The sequence below is a fragment of the Bradyrhizobium sp. USDA 223 genome, from assembly GCF_044909005.1.
GTDB classification, from domain to species: domain Bacteria; phylum Pseudomonadota; class Alphaproteobacteria; order Rhizobiales; family Xanthobacteraceae; genus Bradyrhizobium; species Bradyrhizobium yuanmingense.
Genome location: NZ_JBIYDR010000001.1, coordinates 4872087 through 4887034, shown reverse-complemented (window position 1 = coordinate 4887034; position 14948 = coordinate 4872087). Strand labels below are relative to the sequence as shown.

General features: G+C 64.9%; 14 protein-coding genes. 11 read left to right on the top strand and 3 right to left on the bottom strand.

What is annotated here, in order from left to right:
• Positions 1 to 199 precede the first annotated feature (199 nt).
• The 7 genes from ABIA40_RS22745 to ilvC all read left to right on the top strand — a co-directional run bounded on the left by ABIA40_RS22745 (position 200) and on the right by ilvC (position 6905).
• Positions 200 to 1975 carry an acetolactate synthase 3 large subunit gene (locus tag ABIA40_RS22745; protein WP_404543323.1) on the top strand — a complete coding sequence of 592 codons (1776 nt, stop codon included), beginning with the start codon at positions 200 to 202 and terminating at the stop codon, positions 1973 to 1975.
• 4 nt (positions 1976 to 1979) lie between these two features.
• Positions 1980 to 2951: a threonine dehydratase gene (locus tag ABIA40_RS22740; protein WP_404543322.1), complete on the top strand. Its 972-nt coding sequence runs from the start codon at positions 1980 to 1982 to the stop codon at positions 2949 to 2951.
• Positions 2952 to 2974: 23 nt separating this feature from the next.
• On the top strand, positions 2975 to 3517 hold the full coding sequence (ilvN, locus tag ABIA40_RS22735) for an acetolactate synthase small subunit (RefSeq protein WP_018640841.1): 543 nt from the start codon (positions 2975 to 2977) through the stop codon (positions 3515 to 3517).
• A 3-nt stretch (positions 3518 to 3520) separates the two neighbouring features.
• A complete protein-coding gene (locus tag ABIA40_RS22730) occupies positions 3521 to 4216 on the top strand; it encodes a class I SAM-dependent methyltransferase (protein ID WP_036006616.1) in 696 nt (231 codons plus the stop codon).
• 49 nt (positions 4217 to 4265) lie between these two features.
• A complete protein-coding gene (locus tag ABIA40_RS22725) occupies positions 4266 to 5141 on the top strand; it encodes an EamA family transporter (protein ID WP_404543321.1) in 876 nt (291 codons plus the stop codon).
• Positions 5142 to 5149: 8 nt separating this feature from the next.
• Entirely contained in the window at positions 5150 to 5752 is a 603-nt protein-coding gene (locus tag ABIA40_RS22720) for a LysE family translocator (protein ID WP_036006650.1), read from the top strand.
• 133 nt (positions 5753 to 5885) lie between these two features.
• Complete coding sequence (ilvC, locus tag ABIA40_RS22715) at positions 5886 to 6905, top strand: ketol-acid reductoisomerase (protein WP_027577255.1); 1020 nt, start codon at positions 5886 to 5888, stop codon at positions 6903 to 6905.
• Positions 6906 to 7129: 224 nt separating this feature from the next.
• Here the strand turns inward: ilvC and ABIA40_RS22710 are convergent, their stop codons facing one another.
• Positions 7130 to 7750, bottom strand: a complete 621-nt coding sequence (locus ABIA40_RS22710; protein ID WP_404543320.1) for a hypothetical protein — start codon at positions 7748 to 7750, stop codon at positions 7130 to 7132.
• A gap of 106 nt (positions 7751 to 7856) precedes the next feature.
• On the opposite strand from ABIA40_RS22710, the gene ABIA40_RS22705 reads away from it, so the two are divergent.
• Together ABIA40_RS22705 and ABIA40_RS22700 are read left to right on the top strand one after the other, a co-directional pair.
• A complete protein-coding gene (locus ABIA40_RS22705) occupies positions 7857 to 8510 on the top strand; it encodes a TetR/AcrR family transcriptional regulator (protein ID WP_404543318.1) in 654 nt (217 codons plus the stop codon).
• Between the two features lie 210 nt (positions 8511 to 8720).
• Positions 8721 to 10433, top strand: a complete 1713-nt coding sequence (locus ABIA40_RS22700; protein ID WP_157284708.1) for a sulfatase-like hydrolase/transferase — start codon at positions 8721 to 8723, stop codon at positions 10431 to 10433.
• A gap of 154 nt (positions 10434 to 10587) precedes the next feature.
• On the opposite strand, the gene ABIA40_RS22695 is transcribed toward ABIA40_RS22700, so the two are convergent.
• A complete protein-coding gene (locus ABIA40_RS22695) occupies positions 10588 to 12147 on the bottom strand; it encodes an ABC transporter permease/substrate-binding protein (RefSeq protein WP_404543316.1) in 1560 nt (519 codons plus the stop codon).
• Entirely contained in the window at positions 12144 to 12926 is a 783-nt protein-coding gene (locus tag ABIA40_RS22690) for an ATP-binding cassette domain-containing protein (RefSeq protein ID WP_404543314.1), read from the bottom strand. Before ABIA40_RS22690 ends, ABIA40_RS22695 begins: the two co-directional genes overlap by 4 nt.
• 279 nt (positions 12927 to 13205) lie before the next feature.
• Here ABIA40_RS22690 and ABIA40_RS22685 point away from each other — a divergent pair, with 279 nt between their 5' ends.
• Together ABIA40_RS22685 and ABIA40_RS22680 are read left to right on the top strand one after the other, a co-directional pair.
• Positions 13206 to 14024 carry an ABC transporter ATP-binding protein gene (locus ABIA40_RS22685; protein ID WP_157284705.1) on the top strand — a complete coding sequence of 273 codons (819 nt, stop codon included), beginning with the start codon at positions 13206 to 13208 and terminating at the stop codon, positions 14022 to 14024.
• A complete protein-coding gene (locus tag ABIA40_RS22680; protein ID WP_275508455.1) occupies positions 14024 to 14812 on the top strand; it encodes an ABC transporter permease in 789 nt (262 codons plus the stop codon). Before ABIA40_RS22685 ends, ABIA40_RS22680 begins: the two co-directional genes overlap by 1 nt.
• Positions 14813 to 14948: the final 136 nt, after the last annotated feature.

The following is a 14948-nucleotide window of genomic DNA, read 5'->3' as shown; positions in this document are numbered from 1 at the left end:
CTTTGGGAAGCCGAGCGCCTGCCATGCGTAACATTATTACCAAACTCCTTATCGCCGTCGTACCCAGGCACACCGCCGGGGGTGGCTAGCTGCCATCCACATGACAGGCGGTGTGCATGGGGCCCTCTTCGGGGCCTTTTTTATTTCCCGAACCCGACACGAATGAAGCCGCTGACGACAGCGCATCCGGAGCAAGCCAATGAGCGACAAGAGCCACGATCCGAACCAGATGACCGGCGCCGCGATGATCGTCCGCGCACTCATCGATCACGGCGTGACCGACATTTTCGGCTATCCCGGCGGCGCGGTGCTTCCGATCTATGACGAGATCTTCCAGCAGAGCGAGGTCCAGCACATCCTGGTCCGCCACGAACAGGGCGCCGGCCATGCCGCAGAGGGCTATGCGCGTTCCACCGGCAAGCCGGGCGTTGCGCTGGTGACCTCCGGCCCCGGCGCCACCAACATGGTGACGCCGCTGACGGATGCCCTGATGGACTCGATCCCGCTGGTCTGCATCTCCGGCCAGGTGCCGACGCATCTGATCGGCAACGACGCGTTCCAGGAATGCGACACCGTCGGCATCACGCGTCCCTGCACCAAGCACAATTGGCTGGTGCGCGACGTCAACGATCTCGCCAAGGTGCTGCATGAGGCCTTCTACGTCGCCACCTCGGGCCGTCCGGGCCCGGTGCTGGTCGACGTTCCCAAGGACGTGCAGTTCGCCACCGGCACCTACCATCCCCCGCGCAAGTCCGACGTGCACCGCTCCTACGCGCCGCGCGTGAAGGGCGATGCGACGCAGATCCGCAAGGCGGTCTCGCTGCTCGCGAACGCCAAGCGTCCCGTGATCTACAGCGGCGGCGGCGTCATCAATTCCGGCCGCGAGGCGACCAAGCTGTTGCGCGAGCTGGTTGAGGTCACCGGCTTCCCGATCACCTCGACGCTGATGGGCCTCGGCGCCTATCCGGCGTCGGGCAAGAACTGGCTCGGCATGCTCGGCATGCACGGCACCTACGAAGCCAACATGACCATGCATGATTGCGACGTCATGCTGTGCGTCGGCGCGCGCTTCGACGACCGCATCACCGGCCGCGTCGATGCGTTTTCGCCCGGCTCGATGAAGATCCACATCGACATCGATCCGTCCTCGATCAACAAGAACATCCGCGTCGACGTGCCGATCATCGGCGATTGCGGCAACGTCCTCGGCGACATCCTCCAGGTGTTCAAGGCGGAGGCGAAGAAGCCCGACATCAAGTCGTGGTGGCAGCAGATCGCGCAATGGCGCGCCCGCAACTCGCTCTATTACAAGAAGAGCAACGACGTCATCCTGCCGCAGCACGCGATCCAGGCCTTGTTCGAGCAGACGCGCGGCAAGGATACCTACATCACGACCGAGGTCGGCCAGCATCAGATGTGGGCGGCGCAGTTCTACGGCTTCGAGGAGCCGCATCGCTGGATGACCTCGGGTGGACTCGGCACCATGGGCTACGGCCTCCCGGCCGCGGTCGGCGTTCAGGTGGCCCATCCCGACAGCCTCGTCATCGACATTGCGGGCGATGCCTCGGTGCAGATGACAATGCAGGAGATGTCGACGGCAGTTCAGTACGAGCTGCCAATCAAGATCTTCATCCTGAACAACCAGTACATGGGCATGGTGCGCCAGTGGCAGCAGCTGTTGCACGGCAACCGGTTGTCGCATTCCTATTCGGAGGCGCTGCCCGATTTCGTCAAGCTCGCGGAGGCCTACGGCGCCGTCGGGCTTCAGGTGCACAAGCCGGCCGATCTCGATGGCGCCATCAAGGAGATGATCTCGGTCAAGCGCCCCGTGCTGTTCGACTGCCGCGTCGCGGCGCTCGAAAACTGCTTCCCGATGATCCCCTCCGGCAAGGCCCACAACGAGATGCTGCTGCCGGAGCAGGCCAACGACGAGGCGACCGCGAAGGCATTCGCCGGCGGCAAGGCGCTGGTGTGATGCCATGTTCGACCTGAAAGAGCTCGAGCGCGCACATGCGATCGTGGGGCAGGCGGTGCCGGCAACGCCGGCGCATGCCTGGCCGTTGCTCGCAGGTCGGCTCGGCACCGAGGTTGTGGTCAAGCACGAGAACCACACGCCGATCGGCGCCTTCAAGGTGCGCGGCGGCCTCGTCTATCTCGAACGGCTGAAGCGCGAGCGGCCGAAGACACCGGGCATCATCTCGGCAACCCGCGGCAATCACGGTCAGAGCCTCGCCTTTGCCGCGAGCCGCCACGGCGTGCCCGCGGTGATCTATGTGCCGCGCGGCAACTCGGTCGAGAAGAACCGCGCGATGAAGGCCTTTGGTGCCGAGCTCGTCGAACACGGCGAGGACTTTCAGGCGGCACGCGAGGAAGCCGAGCGCCGCGCGCAGTTCGCCGGGCTCCACATGGTGCCCTCGTTCCACCCGGATCTCGTTCTTGGCGTTGCGACCTACGCTCTCGAACTGTTCCGTGCAGTGCCCGACCTCGATATCCTCTATGTGCCGATCGGGCAGGGCTCCGGCATCTGCGGCTGCATCATGGCGCGCGACTTGCTCGGCTTGAAGACCGAGATCGTCGGCGTGCAGTCGACGGAAGCGCCGTCCTATGCGCTGTCGTTCGCGGCCGGAAAAATCGTGACGACCGAAACCAGCAACACGCGAGCCGACGGCATGGCGACGCGCATCCCCGACGAGGATGCATTCGCGCTGATCCGCAAGGGTGCCTCGCGCATCGTAGAGGTCACCGACGACGAGGTCGCCGCCGCGATCCGCGCCTACTGGACCGATACGCATAATCTCACCGAAGGCGCCGGCGCAGCCGCGCTGGCCGCGGCGCTGCAGGAAAAGAGCAAGCTAAAGGGCAAGCGCGTCGGTCTCGTGCTGTCCGGCGGCAATATCGATTTCGATCTGTTCCGCCGTTGGGTCGGAACGGACGCGCCAGCGATGGCGTGAAGGAGAGACAAGAGGGGACGACAATGAACCAGCCCGCATCCGCCTATTTCATCGAGGACCGTCACGATCCGAACGAGACGCATACGCTTGCGGTGCTCGTGCAGAACGAGCCGGGCGTGCTCGCGCGCGTCATCGGCCTGTTCTCGGGGCGCGGCTACAACATCGAGAGCCTCACGGTCTCGGAGACCGAGGCCCAGAAGCATCTGTCGCGGATCACCATCGTCACCACGGGCACGCCGATGGTGATCGCGCAGATCAAGAACCAGCTCGACCGCATGATCCCGGTGTACCAGGTCGTCGACATGACCCAGACCAAGCGCTCGATCGAGCGCGAGTTGGCGATGGTCAAGGTGCGCGGGCAGGGCGAGCATCGGGTCGAGGCGCTCAGGTTGGCGGACGCGTTCCGCGCCCGTGTGATCGACGCCACCACCGAGAGCTTTGTGTTCGAGATCACAGGCAATACGGACAAGATCAATCAATATATCGATCTGATGCGCCCGCTCGGCCTCGTCGAGGTGTCGCGCACGGGTGTTGCCGCGATCGGTCGCGGGCCTGAAGGGATGTGAGCCATGTTGGCGCGCGACTGGTACTACAACGAGCGGAACCGGATGGGGATCGAGCCCGCTGTGGCCTCGATCTACGACAACCATGACGATGCCGATCTACGGGCGCGCGCCGCTCTGAAGATGCTCGGGGTCCAGCGCGGCTGGCGCATCGCCGATATCGGCTGCGGCAACGGCGTGCTCGCCACCGAAGCGGCGTTGATGGGGGCCGACGTCGACGCCATCGACATTTCCCCGGCCATGCTGGCGCTCGCCGAGATCTACGCCCGCGACCGCAAGGCGCCCGTGCGCACCCAATCCGCCGGTCTGCTCAGCTTCGCCTACCGGCCCGAGTCCTACGATCTCATCGTCAGCGAGTTCACGCTGCACCACCTGCCGGATTTCTGGAAAGCGGTGGCGATGTCGCGGATTTTTCGCGCGCTCAAGCCCGGAGCGACATTTTATCTCCGCGACATTGTTTACTCATCGATGCCCGACGCGATCGAGCGTGACGTCGAGCAATGGGCCGACTTCCAGATCAAGAACCACGATTTCTCCCGCGAGGGCGTGGTGACCCACATGCGCGACGAATATTCCACCTTCGGCTGGGTGATGGAGCGGATGCTGACCGACGTCGGCTTCACCCTGGTCGCGGCCGACTACCACGCGCCGATGCACGGCACGTATCTGCTGCGGAAACCGAAAGCCGGCGAGCAAGGCTAGACCAAAACAACAAGCAGGGCTGCGAGACAAAGCAGAACCGGAAACAACAATGAAGCCGGCCGACATCCTCATCGCCGTCATGGTGGCGATCATCTGGGGGCTTGCCTTCGTGGCGAGCCGGATCGCGCTCGACGAGCTGTCGCCGGAGCTGATGACGGCGTTGCGCTTCACCATCGCCGCGGTGCCGTGCCTGTTCATTCCCAGGCCGAAGGTCGCTTGGTCACTGCTGATCGCGATCAGCTTCACGCTGTTCCTCGGTCAGTTCCTGTCGCAGGCCTACGGCATCGCTCATGGGGTGCCCGTGGGCCTGACAAGCGTCGTCGTGCAGAGCCAGGCACTCTTCACGATCGGCTTTGCCGCGCTCGCGTTCGGCGAGCGGCCGACGCCGATGCAGACTCTGGGGATCGTCATTGCCGCGGCCGGCCTTTTGATGATCTGCGGCACCGTCGGCTATGATTTCAGCGTCGGCGCCTTCGCGGTTCTGATGGTCTCGCCGCTCAGCTTCGCCATCGGCAATCTGTTGCTGCGCGGCGCCCGCGGCGTGCCGATGTTCGATCTGTTCGCCTGGCTCTGCCTCGCCTCGGCCGTGCCGCTGTTCGTGCTGGCGCTGATCGCCAACGGTCCGGCGCCGACCTGGACGTCGCTGACGCACATGTCGCTGGCATCGGCGCTCTGCATGCTGATGCTCGGCGGCATTTCCACCAGCATCGCCTATTGGCTATGGGGCCGCCTCTTGCGCGACTATCCGGCTGCACAAGTGGTGCCGTTCGCACTGCTGGTGCCGTTCGTGGGCTCGGCGGCCTCCAGCATCGTGTTCGGCGAACGGTTCGGGCCGCTGCGCCTCGCCGGCATGCTGACCGTGATCTTTGGGATCGCCGTGATGGTGCTGGCGAAGCGCCCGCAAGTTCTACCGAAGACTGCGTGAGGGTGATGATGACCTACTCGCTGCTCTACGCCTTCCTCGTCTTCATGGTCGTGATGTATTTCACGCCCGGGCCGAACAACATCATGCTGCTGTCCTCCGGCCTGACCTACGGCTTCCGGCGCACCATCCCGCACATCGTCGGCATCGTGCTCGGTTTCGCCTTCATGGTCGCCGCGGTCGGCCTCGGGCTCGGCTCCGTGTTCCTGGCCTATCCGATCCTCCAGACCATCCTGAAATATGCCGGTGCTGCCTATCTGATTTACCTCGCCGCTGTGATCGCCATGGCCGGTCCGGCCAAGCCGGGCGAGGAGAATGGCCGCGGCCCCATGACCTTCTGGGGCGCGGCCATGTTCCAATGGATCAATGCCAAGGGTTGGGTGATCGTGATCGGCACCATCACTGCCTATGCGGCGATCGCCCAATTCCCGCTCAACATCGCCATTCAGACCGTGATCAGCCTCGTCGTCGGCACGGTCTCGACCGTGGTCTGGGCGCTGTTCGGCACCGCATTGCGGCCGGTTCTGACTTCCGAGCGGCTGGTCCGCGCCTTCAACATCCTGATGGCGATCCTGCTGCTGGCCTCCCTCTACCCCGTTTTCATGGATGCATGATGTCGCGGATTTCCATGCAGAAACGGGTTTCCCTCAGGGCTGAAAATGCTCTAGACAGCCCCCGAAATCCGCAAATTTCACCCTTCGGACACTGACCATTGGCCGATTTCGGCCCTGAACGAGGAAACGACCTATGCGTGTTTATTACGATCGCGACGCCGACCTGAACCTGATCAAGGGCAAGAAGGTCGCCATCGTCGGCTACGGCAGCCAGGGTCACGCCCATGCGCTCAACCTGAAGGATTCCGGCGTCAAGGAAGTCGCCATTGCGCTGCGCAAGGGTTCGGCTTCGGCGAAGAAGGCGGAAGCCGCCGGCTTCAAGGTGCTGGAAGTTGCGGAAGCTGCCAAATGGGCCGACCTCGTCATGATGCTGACCCCGGACGAGCTCCAGGGCGACATCTATCGCGAGCACCTGCACGACAACATGAAGAAGGGCGCTGCCCTCGTGTTCGCGCACGGCCTCAACGTTCACTTCAACCTGCTCGATCCGCGTGCCGACCTCGACGTGCTGATGATCGCGCCGAAGGGCCCCGGCCACACCGTGCGCTCGGAATATCAGCGCGGCGGCGGCGTGCCCTGCCTGATCGCAATTGCGAAGGACGTCTCGGGCAACGCCCACGACCTCGGCCTGTCCTACGCCTCCGCCATCGGCGGCGGCCGCGCCGGCATCATCGAGACCACGTTCAAGGAAGAGTGCGAGACCGACCTGTTCGGCGAGCAGGTGGTGCTGTGCGGCGGCCTGGTCGAGCTGATCAAGGGCGGCTACGAGACCCTGGTCGAAGCCGGCTATGCGCCCGAGATGGCCTATTTCGAGTGCCTGCACGAAGTGAAGCTGATCGTCGACCTGATCTATGAAGGCGGCATCGCCAACATGAACTACTCCATCTCCAACACCGCCGAGTACGGCGAGTACGTCACCGGTCCGCGCATCATCACCGACGAAACCAAGAAGGAGATGCGCAAGGTTCTGGCCGACATCCAGGGCGGCAAGTTCGCCCGCGACTGGATGCTCGAGAACAAGGTCAACCAGACCTCGTTCAAGGCGACCCGCGCCAAGCTCGCCGCACACCCGATCGAGGAAGTCGGCGCCAAGCTGCGCGACATGATGCCCTGGATCAAGAAGGGCGCGCTGGTCGACAAGAGCAAGAACTGACGTCTGCGCCGTCATTCCGGGCTCGCGCTCAGCGTGCGCCCCGGAGTGACGAGCGAAATTCAAGCTTCGCTCGCCAAGCCAAATCTTGGACCTTGGCGGCTATGGTCGAGCGAGATCGCAAACAGCGGTCTCGCTCTTTTCGTCTCGGCGAGACATTGCTCTCTCATTCTGTCCGCGGCCTGAAGCAGTTGAGCGGCTCGGCTCTTGCCAAGTAAGCCGTCGCATCAGCCCGCCGGGACGGTCTGCCCACGCGGATCGCGAGCCATCGCAATCATGCGCAGCGCCATTACGATGAGCAGCGGAAGCAGGAAGGCGGCATAGAACGGCATCGTCGGCACGCGCTTGCCGAACGAGACCATGAACTGGAGCCAAAGGTAATAGCCGCCCACTAGGTGCAGGGCCCGCCAGGCGCGCGGGCCGATCAGTGCAGCGGTGCGGTCGAACGACGTCGCGCTCATGGCGATGATGAAGCCGTAGCCGATGCCGCCGAAGATGTAGGAGGCCGCCGAGGTGGCCTCGGCAAATCCGGCCGGATCCATCCCGGCAAACGTCATGATCGCCGCCGCGTGGATGGCGTGGGAGGCCGCGAAGCTGAGGCCCAGATAGCGGCGGTTGCGCTTCTGCCAGCGCGTCCAGGCATTAGGCCACAGCCGCGCCAGCGCCGCGGCGCTGAAGGCGAGGCAGAACAACAGGAGCGAGCTTCGCGCCGTGAAGCGGATCACCATGCGAACGCCCTCGACCTCGAACTGCCGCATCGAGGCGATCCATAGGCTGAGGGTGACGAGGCTCCAGCAAAGGACGGCCAGCAGGCGCCAGCCTTCGAGCCAGCTTCGACGTTCGGACATGGCGATCTCCCTCTCTATGTAATCACTGATTACATTTGGACGTTGCGGGACCGTCAATGGTGTAATCATCGCTTACATTCACGTTCGGGTGAGGCTAGAAGGATCCATGCCTGTCCGTCAGCCGTCCAAGCCGCGCGCGCGCCGCCCTGCCACCGAAGCCCGGCCGTACCATCACGGCGACCTCCGCCGCGTGTTGATCGATGCTGCACTGCAACTCGCAGCGGAAGGCGCCGAAGTCTCGGTGCGTGAGGCTGCGCGCCGGGCCGCGGTGTCGCCGGGGGCGCCGTTCCGACACTTTCCCAACCGCGATGCGCTCATGGCAGCCGCGGCCGAGGAGGCGCAGCGGCGCTTTCGCGCCGAGATCGATGCGGCGCTGCGCGAGGCTCCGGCCGCCGACCCGCTCGCCCGCTTCCGCGCCTTCGGTCTCGCCTATTTGCGTTGGGCCATGCGCAATCCCGCGCATTTCGAGATCATCTCGACCGGGCGCTACTTTGCCCATGGCAGCTCGCCGGACCTGACACGAGACAACGCCGAGCTGATCGCGCTAACGGAGCAGATGCTGGTCGACGCGGCAGAGCAAGGCCTGCTGCGGTCGGCCGACCTCAAGCGTACCCAGATCGCCGGGCGCGCCCTCGTCTACGGTTTCGCCCGGATGAATCTCGACGGCCATTTCCCGCGCTGGGGCGTCGGGGAGGGCGAGATCGAGCGGATGGCGGAGGGGGTGATCGACCTGTTCATCGCAGGTATCGCAAAGCCCTAGCGGGCCAACGGCTCTGGTCGATGCCGTACGGCGCAGCCCGCTAACATTAAGCGAAGGTCGGACCGCGCCGCGCGTTGCCTCTCCTTGACCATTCCGTTACAGTTTTATGACACGGTGCAGGCTTCCGGCTGCTCCGGACGCCCTGGCTGTTTTTAAGTCGGCCAGCCAGGCTTGGCATCACCGCGCCGGACCAGAAGTTGCGTGTCGTCGATGGCGTCCGCGCCCAATCCAGGTCCTTCTGCCACGACGGCCGTGCTGGCGAGCGTCGCCGCGCTCGGCATCTGGCGGCTGCTCGCGGTTGCAGCGCCGCATCTGGCGGCTCTCGCGCTGATGTACGAGACCGAGACCGATTTCGGCTCGCGTCTGACCTTCGCACTGGCCTGGGGAATCCTTAATTTCTTCTGGATCACGCTGCTGCGTCGCCCCGCGCTGTCGGGCGCGCTGTCGCTGACGATGGTCGTCGTGCTGGTGCTGCTGTCGCGGCTCAAGCACGACGTCGTGCAGATGACGGTCAATTTCATCGACCTGATGATGATCGACCGCGACACCGTCGCGTTCCTTTTCACGATCTTCCCGAATTTGCGCTGGTCGGTGATCCTGGCCGGTCTCGTCACGCTGCCGCTGATGTATGCGCTGTGGTGGCTCGATCCGTTCCGCATCCGCCGCCTGCCGGCGCTCGCCTGCAAGCTCGCCTGCCTTGCCGCCCTGGTCAGCTATTCGCTCTATCACCCGGACGAGGCCTGGCGCGGCTATTACGACGACGGCTATCTCTCGAAATTCTTCCGCTCGGGCGTCACGGCCGTCTCCGACTTTGCGCAATACGGCTTCATGGAGGCGTCTGCTTCGACCGGCGAGCGGCTCAACATGCCGCTGGTCGATGCCTGCCATCCGGCGGGCCGCCGCCCCAACATCATCATGATCCATGATGAATCGAGCTTCGACATCCGCGCCGCCCAGGGCATCAAGGTGCCGCCGCGCTATGGCGACTATTTCAAATCGTGGGACGGCAAGCAGCGCACGTTCCTCGCCGAGAGCAATGGCGGGCCGAGCTGGTTCACCGAGTATAACGTGCTCGCAGGGCTTTCCTCGCGTTCATTCGGCCGCTTCGCCTATTTCGTCACGCGCATCGCCTCGAACCGGGTCGAGCGCGGCCTGCCGCTGGCGTTGCGCCGCTGCGGCTATGACACGCTGTCACTTTATCCCGCCCATGGCGGCTTCATGGGCGCGCGCAGCTTCCAGATGACGACGGGAATCGAGCGCTTCCTCGATTCCAAGGATCTCGGCGCCAAGGATGTCGAGCCCGACAGCTTCTTCTACGACAAGGCGCTTCAGCTGATCGGCCAGCAGCCGCCGAACAAGCCGCTGTTCGCCTTCATCTATCTCGGTGCCAACCACTTCCCCTGGGAGACCCGCTTCCGTCCCGATCTGCTGCCGAATTGGCGCGCGCCGGGCAATATGCCGTCCATCGATGAATATCTGCGCCGCCAGACCATGAGCGCAGAGCAGTACAAGGCGTTCGTTGCCGGTTTGAAGAAGACCTTTCCCGGCGAGCCATTCCTGATCGTTCGCTACGGCGATCATCAGCCGGAGTTTGCGGCTGCTATCCTCGAGCCCGGGCTCGACGAGGGCGCCATCGGCAAGAAGCTCGACGCCTACGATCCGCGCCTCTACGCGACCTATTACGCCATCGACGCCATCAATTTCGAACCGGTCGGAAGCCAGGCCGTGATGGACACGATTGACGGTCCCTATCTGCCGCTGGTGGTTCAGGAAGCCGCCGGCATCCCGCTCGATCCGTCCTTTGCCGAGCAGAAGGAGATCATGCTCCGCTGCAAAGGCATCTTCTACGGGTGCAAGGATGGCGCCGAGGCGCGGCGGCTGAATCGGCTGCTGATCGACGCGGGGATGATCCGGGGGCTGTAGCCCTTACCGTCAACCTGAGAACCCGTAGGGTGGGCAAAGCGACTTGTCCGCCGTAGCTCGGAGAGCGAAGGCTGAAGCGTGCCCACCACCTCTCACACGCAAAGACCGTCGGCACGGCGCTTACGCGCCTTTGCCCACCCTACGAAATCTCACCTTATCGCCCGCCCACCTTCTCCCACAGCCACTTCGCCACCGCATCCGGTGATGAATTCGCATCATTGCCGCTGGCGCGCAGGTTCGCCTCGCGCATGGTGGCGATGTCGATCTTGCCGAGCAATGGCTTGAGCGCCGCCTGCAGTCGCGCGTCACCGGCGCGCTTCGGCGCAAGCAGCAGGATGGCGTCGTAGGGCGGGATCGCGCGTTTGGGATCGTCGAGCGCTGTGAGCTCGTATTTGGCGATCAAGCCGTCGCTGGTGTAGCCAGCGATGACGTCGACCTCGCTGCTGGCCACGGCCGCATACATGAAGTCGGGCTGCATCTGGCGCTGGACGCGGAACTGCAGCCCATATGCCTTTTGCAGCGCAGCCCATTCGGGGCGCGAGAAGAACTCGTAGTCGCCGGCAATCGACAGCGTGGCCGCATGTGCGGCGAGATCGGCGACGGTTCGGATGCCGAGCGCATCGGCGCGTCGTCTTGGCATCACCAGCGCATAGGCGTTCTCGAAGCCGAGCTCGCCGAGCAGGGTGATGTTGTCCTTGGCGAGCGCCGTCTTCAATTCCGCGACCAGTTCTGCGCGGGGCTTGATGTCGGTGCGATGCAGCTGGTTGGCCCAGAGCGTACCGGAATAATCGACATAGAGATCGATGTCGCCGGCCTTCAGCGCCCCGAAGATCACGCTGGAGCCGAGGCCGGAGCGCGCCGTCGCGGACAGACCGGCGGCCTGGAGGCGATCCCTCATCAACGCCGACAGCACATATTGCTCCGCGAAGGTTTTGGCGCCGACCACGTAGCCTGACGACGAGCGCCCCATGGTCGGCACTAGCGTTGCTGCAACCAGCGCCGCGATTCCGAGCGCCCCGAGGCCGCTGCGTGCGCGGCTGCGGCGGCGCAGGCCGCTCTCGATCAGGCCGAGCAACTGGTCGACTGCGAGCGCGAGCAGGGCGGAAGCCACGCAGCCGAACAGCACGAATACCCAGTTCTGGGTCTGGAGGCCGGCGAAGATGTAATTGCCGAGACTGGTCTGCCCGATCGGCGTCGACAGCGTCGCGGTGCCGATCACCCACACCGCCGCGGTGCGGATGCCGGCCATCATCACCGGCAGCGCGAGCGGCAGCTCGACGATCAGCAGCGATTGCCGCGCGGTCATGCCGACGCCCTCGGCAGCCTCGATCAGCGCGGGATCGATGCCGTTGAGGCCGGTGATGCCGTTGCGCAGCACCGGCAGCATCGAATAGAGCGCCAGTGCCAGCATCGCCGGCAGGAAGCCGAACGCCGAAAAGGATATTCCGAACCAGGCCAGCGTGACGGAAGCAGCCAGCAGCAGCAGCGGATAGAACAGCGCGAGCAGCGCCAGCCCGGGTACGGTCTGCACGATGCTGGCCAACGCGAGCAGGATGCCGCGTGGCGCCGGACGATTGCGCGTCAGGATCGCCAGCGGCAAGCTCACGGCGAGGCCAAGCGCGAGGGCGGCGAGGCTCACCCGCACATGGTTGCCGAGGTAATCAGGCAGATGCGACAGCGCCTCGCCCCAGCGCGGATCGGTGAAGAGGCTCATGCCGCACCGCCCATCGGCAGCAACGCGTTCAGCCGCTCGACCTGGCGGCGCGGGGTACGCAACAGCTCGAGCACGTAATCGTCGCTGCTGCTCGAGAGCTCCGCAGCCGTACCCCGTGCGAGCAATCGTCCCCCGCGCATCACTGCGATGCGATCGGCGAGCAGGATCGCCTCGGTCATGTCATGGGTGATCATCACGGTGGTCAGGCCGAGCTTGCGGTGCAGCGCGCGATAATCGTCACCGAGCGCATCGCGGGTGAGGGGATCGAGCGCGCCGAACGGTTCGTCCATCAGCACGATGCGGGGCCTTGCCGCGAGCGCCCGCGCCACACCGACGCGCTGGCGCTCGCCGCCGGAGAGCGCCTCGGGCAGCCGGTCGCGATGCGATGCGCGGTCGAGCTGCACCAGCTCCAGCAGCTCGTCGACGCGGCCTGCAACGGCCGCAGCCGGCTCGCCGAGCAGCTTCGGCGTGATGCCGATATTGTCGGCGACGCTCAGATGCGGAAACAGCCCGCCGCTCTGGAAGACGTAGCCGACCCGGCGCCGAAGCGCGACCGGATCGACATTCCGCACGTCCTCGCCTTCAACGGTGATGGTGCCGCTATCGGCCTCGATCAGCCGGTTGGCGAGCCGCAGCAGCGTGGTCTTGCCCGAGCCCGAGCCGCCGACGACGGCCACAAACTCACCCTCGGCGATGTCGAGCGACACGTTATCGACGGCTGCAAGGGAGCCGAAGAGCTTGGTGACGTGCTGGTAGCTGATCGCCAGCTTGGAAGACATCGCAGGTGAGCTCTCTTTTCTCTTATCCTCCCCTGGAGGGGGAGGGTCGATCGCGCGCAGCGCGAGCGGGGTGGGGTGCTCTGTCCACGCGGGCACTGCCTCTGTGGAGAGACTGTCACCCCACCCCGTCTCACATTTCGCTGCGCTCATGTGAGCCGACCCTCCCCCTCCAGGGGAGGGTAAGAGCGCGGCAGCACGCCATGCGTAGCACGCCCGGCGCCTCGATTGAACTTGGCCGCACGAGCGGCTAAGGCATCGGCCTGAGTTCGGAGGAAGCACATGACGACGCCCACGGCAGTGGCGCTGGAAGATACCAGGGTGGCATTCCGGCTGGGGGACGGCCGGGTCTATACGGCGGTGGAGAACGCGCATCTTGCGGTCGCGCAGGGCGAGTTCGTGGCCATCGTCGGCCCGACCGGCTGCGGGAAATCGACGCTGCTCAACGTCGCGGCGGGCCTGCTCAAGCCCGCCGCGGGCAGCGTCAGGATTTTCGACCAGCCATTGGCGGGGCTGAATCGGGATGCCGGCTATTTGTTCCAGGCCGACGCGTTGTTCCCCTGGAAGACCGCGCTCGACAATGTCGCGATCGGACTCGAGGTCAAGGGCACGCCGCGCGCGGAGGCCTTGTCGCAGGCGCAGAAATGGCTGACCGCCGTCGGCCTCGGCGCCTTCGCGAACCGCTATCCGCACATGCTTTCCGGCGGCCAGCGCAAGCGCGTGGCGCTGGCGCAGGTGCTGATCCGCGATCCGAAGATCCTGTTGATGGACGAGCCGTTCGGGCCGCTCGATGCGCAGACGCGCCAGGTCATGGGCAATCTGCTGCTCGACTTGTGGAGTGCCGACCGCAAGGCCGTGCTGTTCGTCACCCACGATCTCGAAGAGGCCATCGCGCTCGCCGACCGCGTCGTGATCATGTCGGCGGGGCCGTCCTCGCGCATCATCGGTGACTGGCGCGTCGGCCTGGCCCGCCCGCGCGACATCTTCGAGGTGCGCCTCGACAAGGAATTCCATGCGCTCCATCGCGAGATCTGGAGCGTGCTCAAGGACGAGGTGATGAAGGGGTACGCACAGTCCACCCAGGCGGCGGAGGTGGTCTGATGTCACGCACGACGCTGTTTGCGCTGCAGGTCCTGGTCGCTGTCGTCGGCCTGGTGCTGTGGCAGGTGCTGTCGACCGTTCCCGTGTTCGGCAAGATCCTGCTGCCGCCGTTCTTCTTTTCCAACCCGCTCGACGTGTTCAGCCAGATCGTGAAATGGTTCGCCTCCGGCATGATCTGGAAGCACCTCGGCGTCACGCTCGCGGAATCGATCCTCGCCTTCGTGATCGGATCGCTCGGCGGCGTCCTGGTCGGCTTCTGGTTCGCGCGCCAGCCGCTGGTCGCCGCGGTGTTCGACCCCTATGTGAAGATGGTCAACGCCCTGCCGCGTGTCGTGCTGGCGCCGATCTTCGCGCTGTGGCTCGGGCTCGGCATCTGGTCCAAGGTCGCGCTCGGCGTCACCCTGGTGTTCTTCATCGTCTTCTTCAACGTCTATCAGGGCGTCAAGGAGGTCAGCCGGACCGTGCTCGACAACGGCCGCATGCTCGGCATGAGCGAGCGGCAGCTGATGCAGCATGTCTATTGGCCGTCGGCGCTGTCGTGGATGTTCTCGTCGCTTCATACCTCCGTCGGCTTCGCCGTGGTCGGCGCGGTGGTCGGCGAATATCTGGGATCGGCGGCCGGGCTCGGCTATCTGATCCAGCAGGCCGAGGGCATCTTCGATGTCGCCGGCGTGTTCGCCGGCATGTTCGTGCTGTCGGCCTTCGTCATCCTGATCGATTTCGGCGTCACCTTGGTGGAGCGGCGCCTCCTGGTGTGGCGGCCGGCTGCGTCGGACGGGCGGGGGTAGGAAGCAGGGTCTATTTGATCGCGTCGATGCGATCGCGGATGTGTGTTGGGCATGCTGTTGCGCCGAGGGGCTGATGGCCAGCCCGCTCAGGCGGAGCTTCTCAAGCCAGTCCCGCTGCTCTATGGTGCCGCCGGCC

Coding starts and splice junctions, on each gene's coding strand:
- ABIA40_RS22745 (WP_404543323.1), top strand. CDS start 200: ATGAGCGACAAGAGCCACGATCCGAACCAGATGACCGGCGCCGCGATG.
- ABIA40_RS22740 (WP_404543322.1), top strand. CDS start 1,980: ATGTTCGACCTGAAAGAGCTCGAGCGCGCACATGCGATCGTGGGGCAG.
- ilvN (WP_018640841.1), top strand. CDS start 2,975: ATGAACCAGCCCGCATCCGCCTATTTCATCGAGGACCGTCACGATCCG.
- ABIA40_RS22730 (WP_036006616.1), top strand. CDS start 3,521: ATGTTGGCGCGCGACTGGTACTACAACGAGCGGAACCGGATGGGGATC.
- ABIA40_RS22725 (WP_404543321.1), top strand. CDS start 4,266: ATGAAGCCGGCCGACATCCTCATCGCCGTCATGGTGGCGATCATCTGG.
- ABIA40_RS22720 (WP_036006650.1), top strand. CDS start 5,150: ATGACCTACTCGCTGCTCTACGCCTTCCTCGTCTTCATGGTCGTGATG.
- ilvC (WP_027577255.1), top strand. CDS start 5,886: ATGCGTGTTTATTACGATCGCGACGCCGACCTGAACCTGATCAAGGGC.
- ABIA40_RS22710 (WP_404543320.1), bottom strand. CDS start 7,750: ATGTCCGAACGTCGAAGCTGGCTCGAAGGCTGGCGCCTGCTGGCCGTC.
- ABIA40_RS22705 (WP_404543318.1), top strand. CDS start 7,857: ATGCCTGTCCGTCAGCCGTCCAAGCCGCGCGCGCGCCGCCCTGCCACC.
- ABIA40_RS22700 (WP_157284708.1), top strand. CDS start 8,721: ATGGCGTCCGCGCCCAATCCAGGTCCTTCTGCCACGACGGCCGTGCTG.
- ABIA40_RS22695 (WP_404543316.1), bottom strand. CDS start 12,147: ATGAGCCTCTTCACCGATCCGCGCTGGGGCGAGGCGCTGTCGCATCTG.
- ABIA40_RS22690 (WP_404543314.1), bottom strand. CDS start 12,926: ATGTCTTCCAAGCTGGCGATCAGCTACCAGCACGTCACCAAGCTCTTC.
- ABIA40_RS22685 (WP_157284705.1), top strand. CDS start 13,206: ATGACGACGCCCACGGCAGTGGCGCTGGAAGATACCAGGGTGGCATTC.
- ABIA40_RS22680 (WP_275508455.1), top strand. CDS start 14,024: ATGTCACGCACGACGCTGTTTGCGCTGCAGGTCCTGGTCGCTGTCGTC.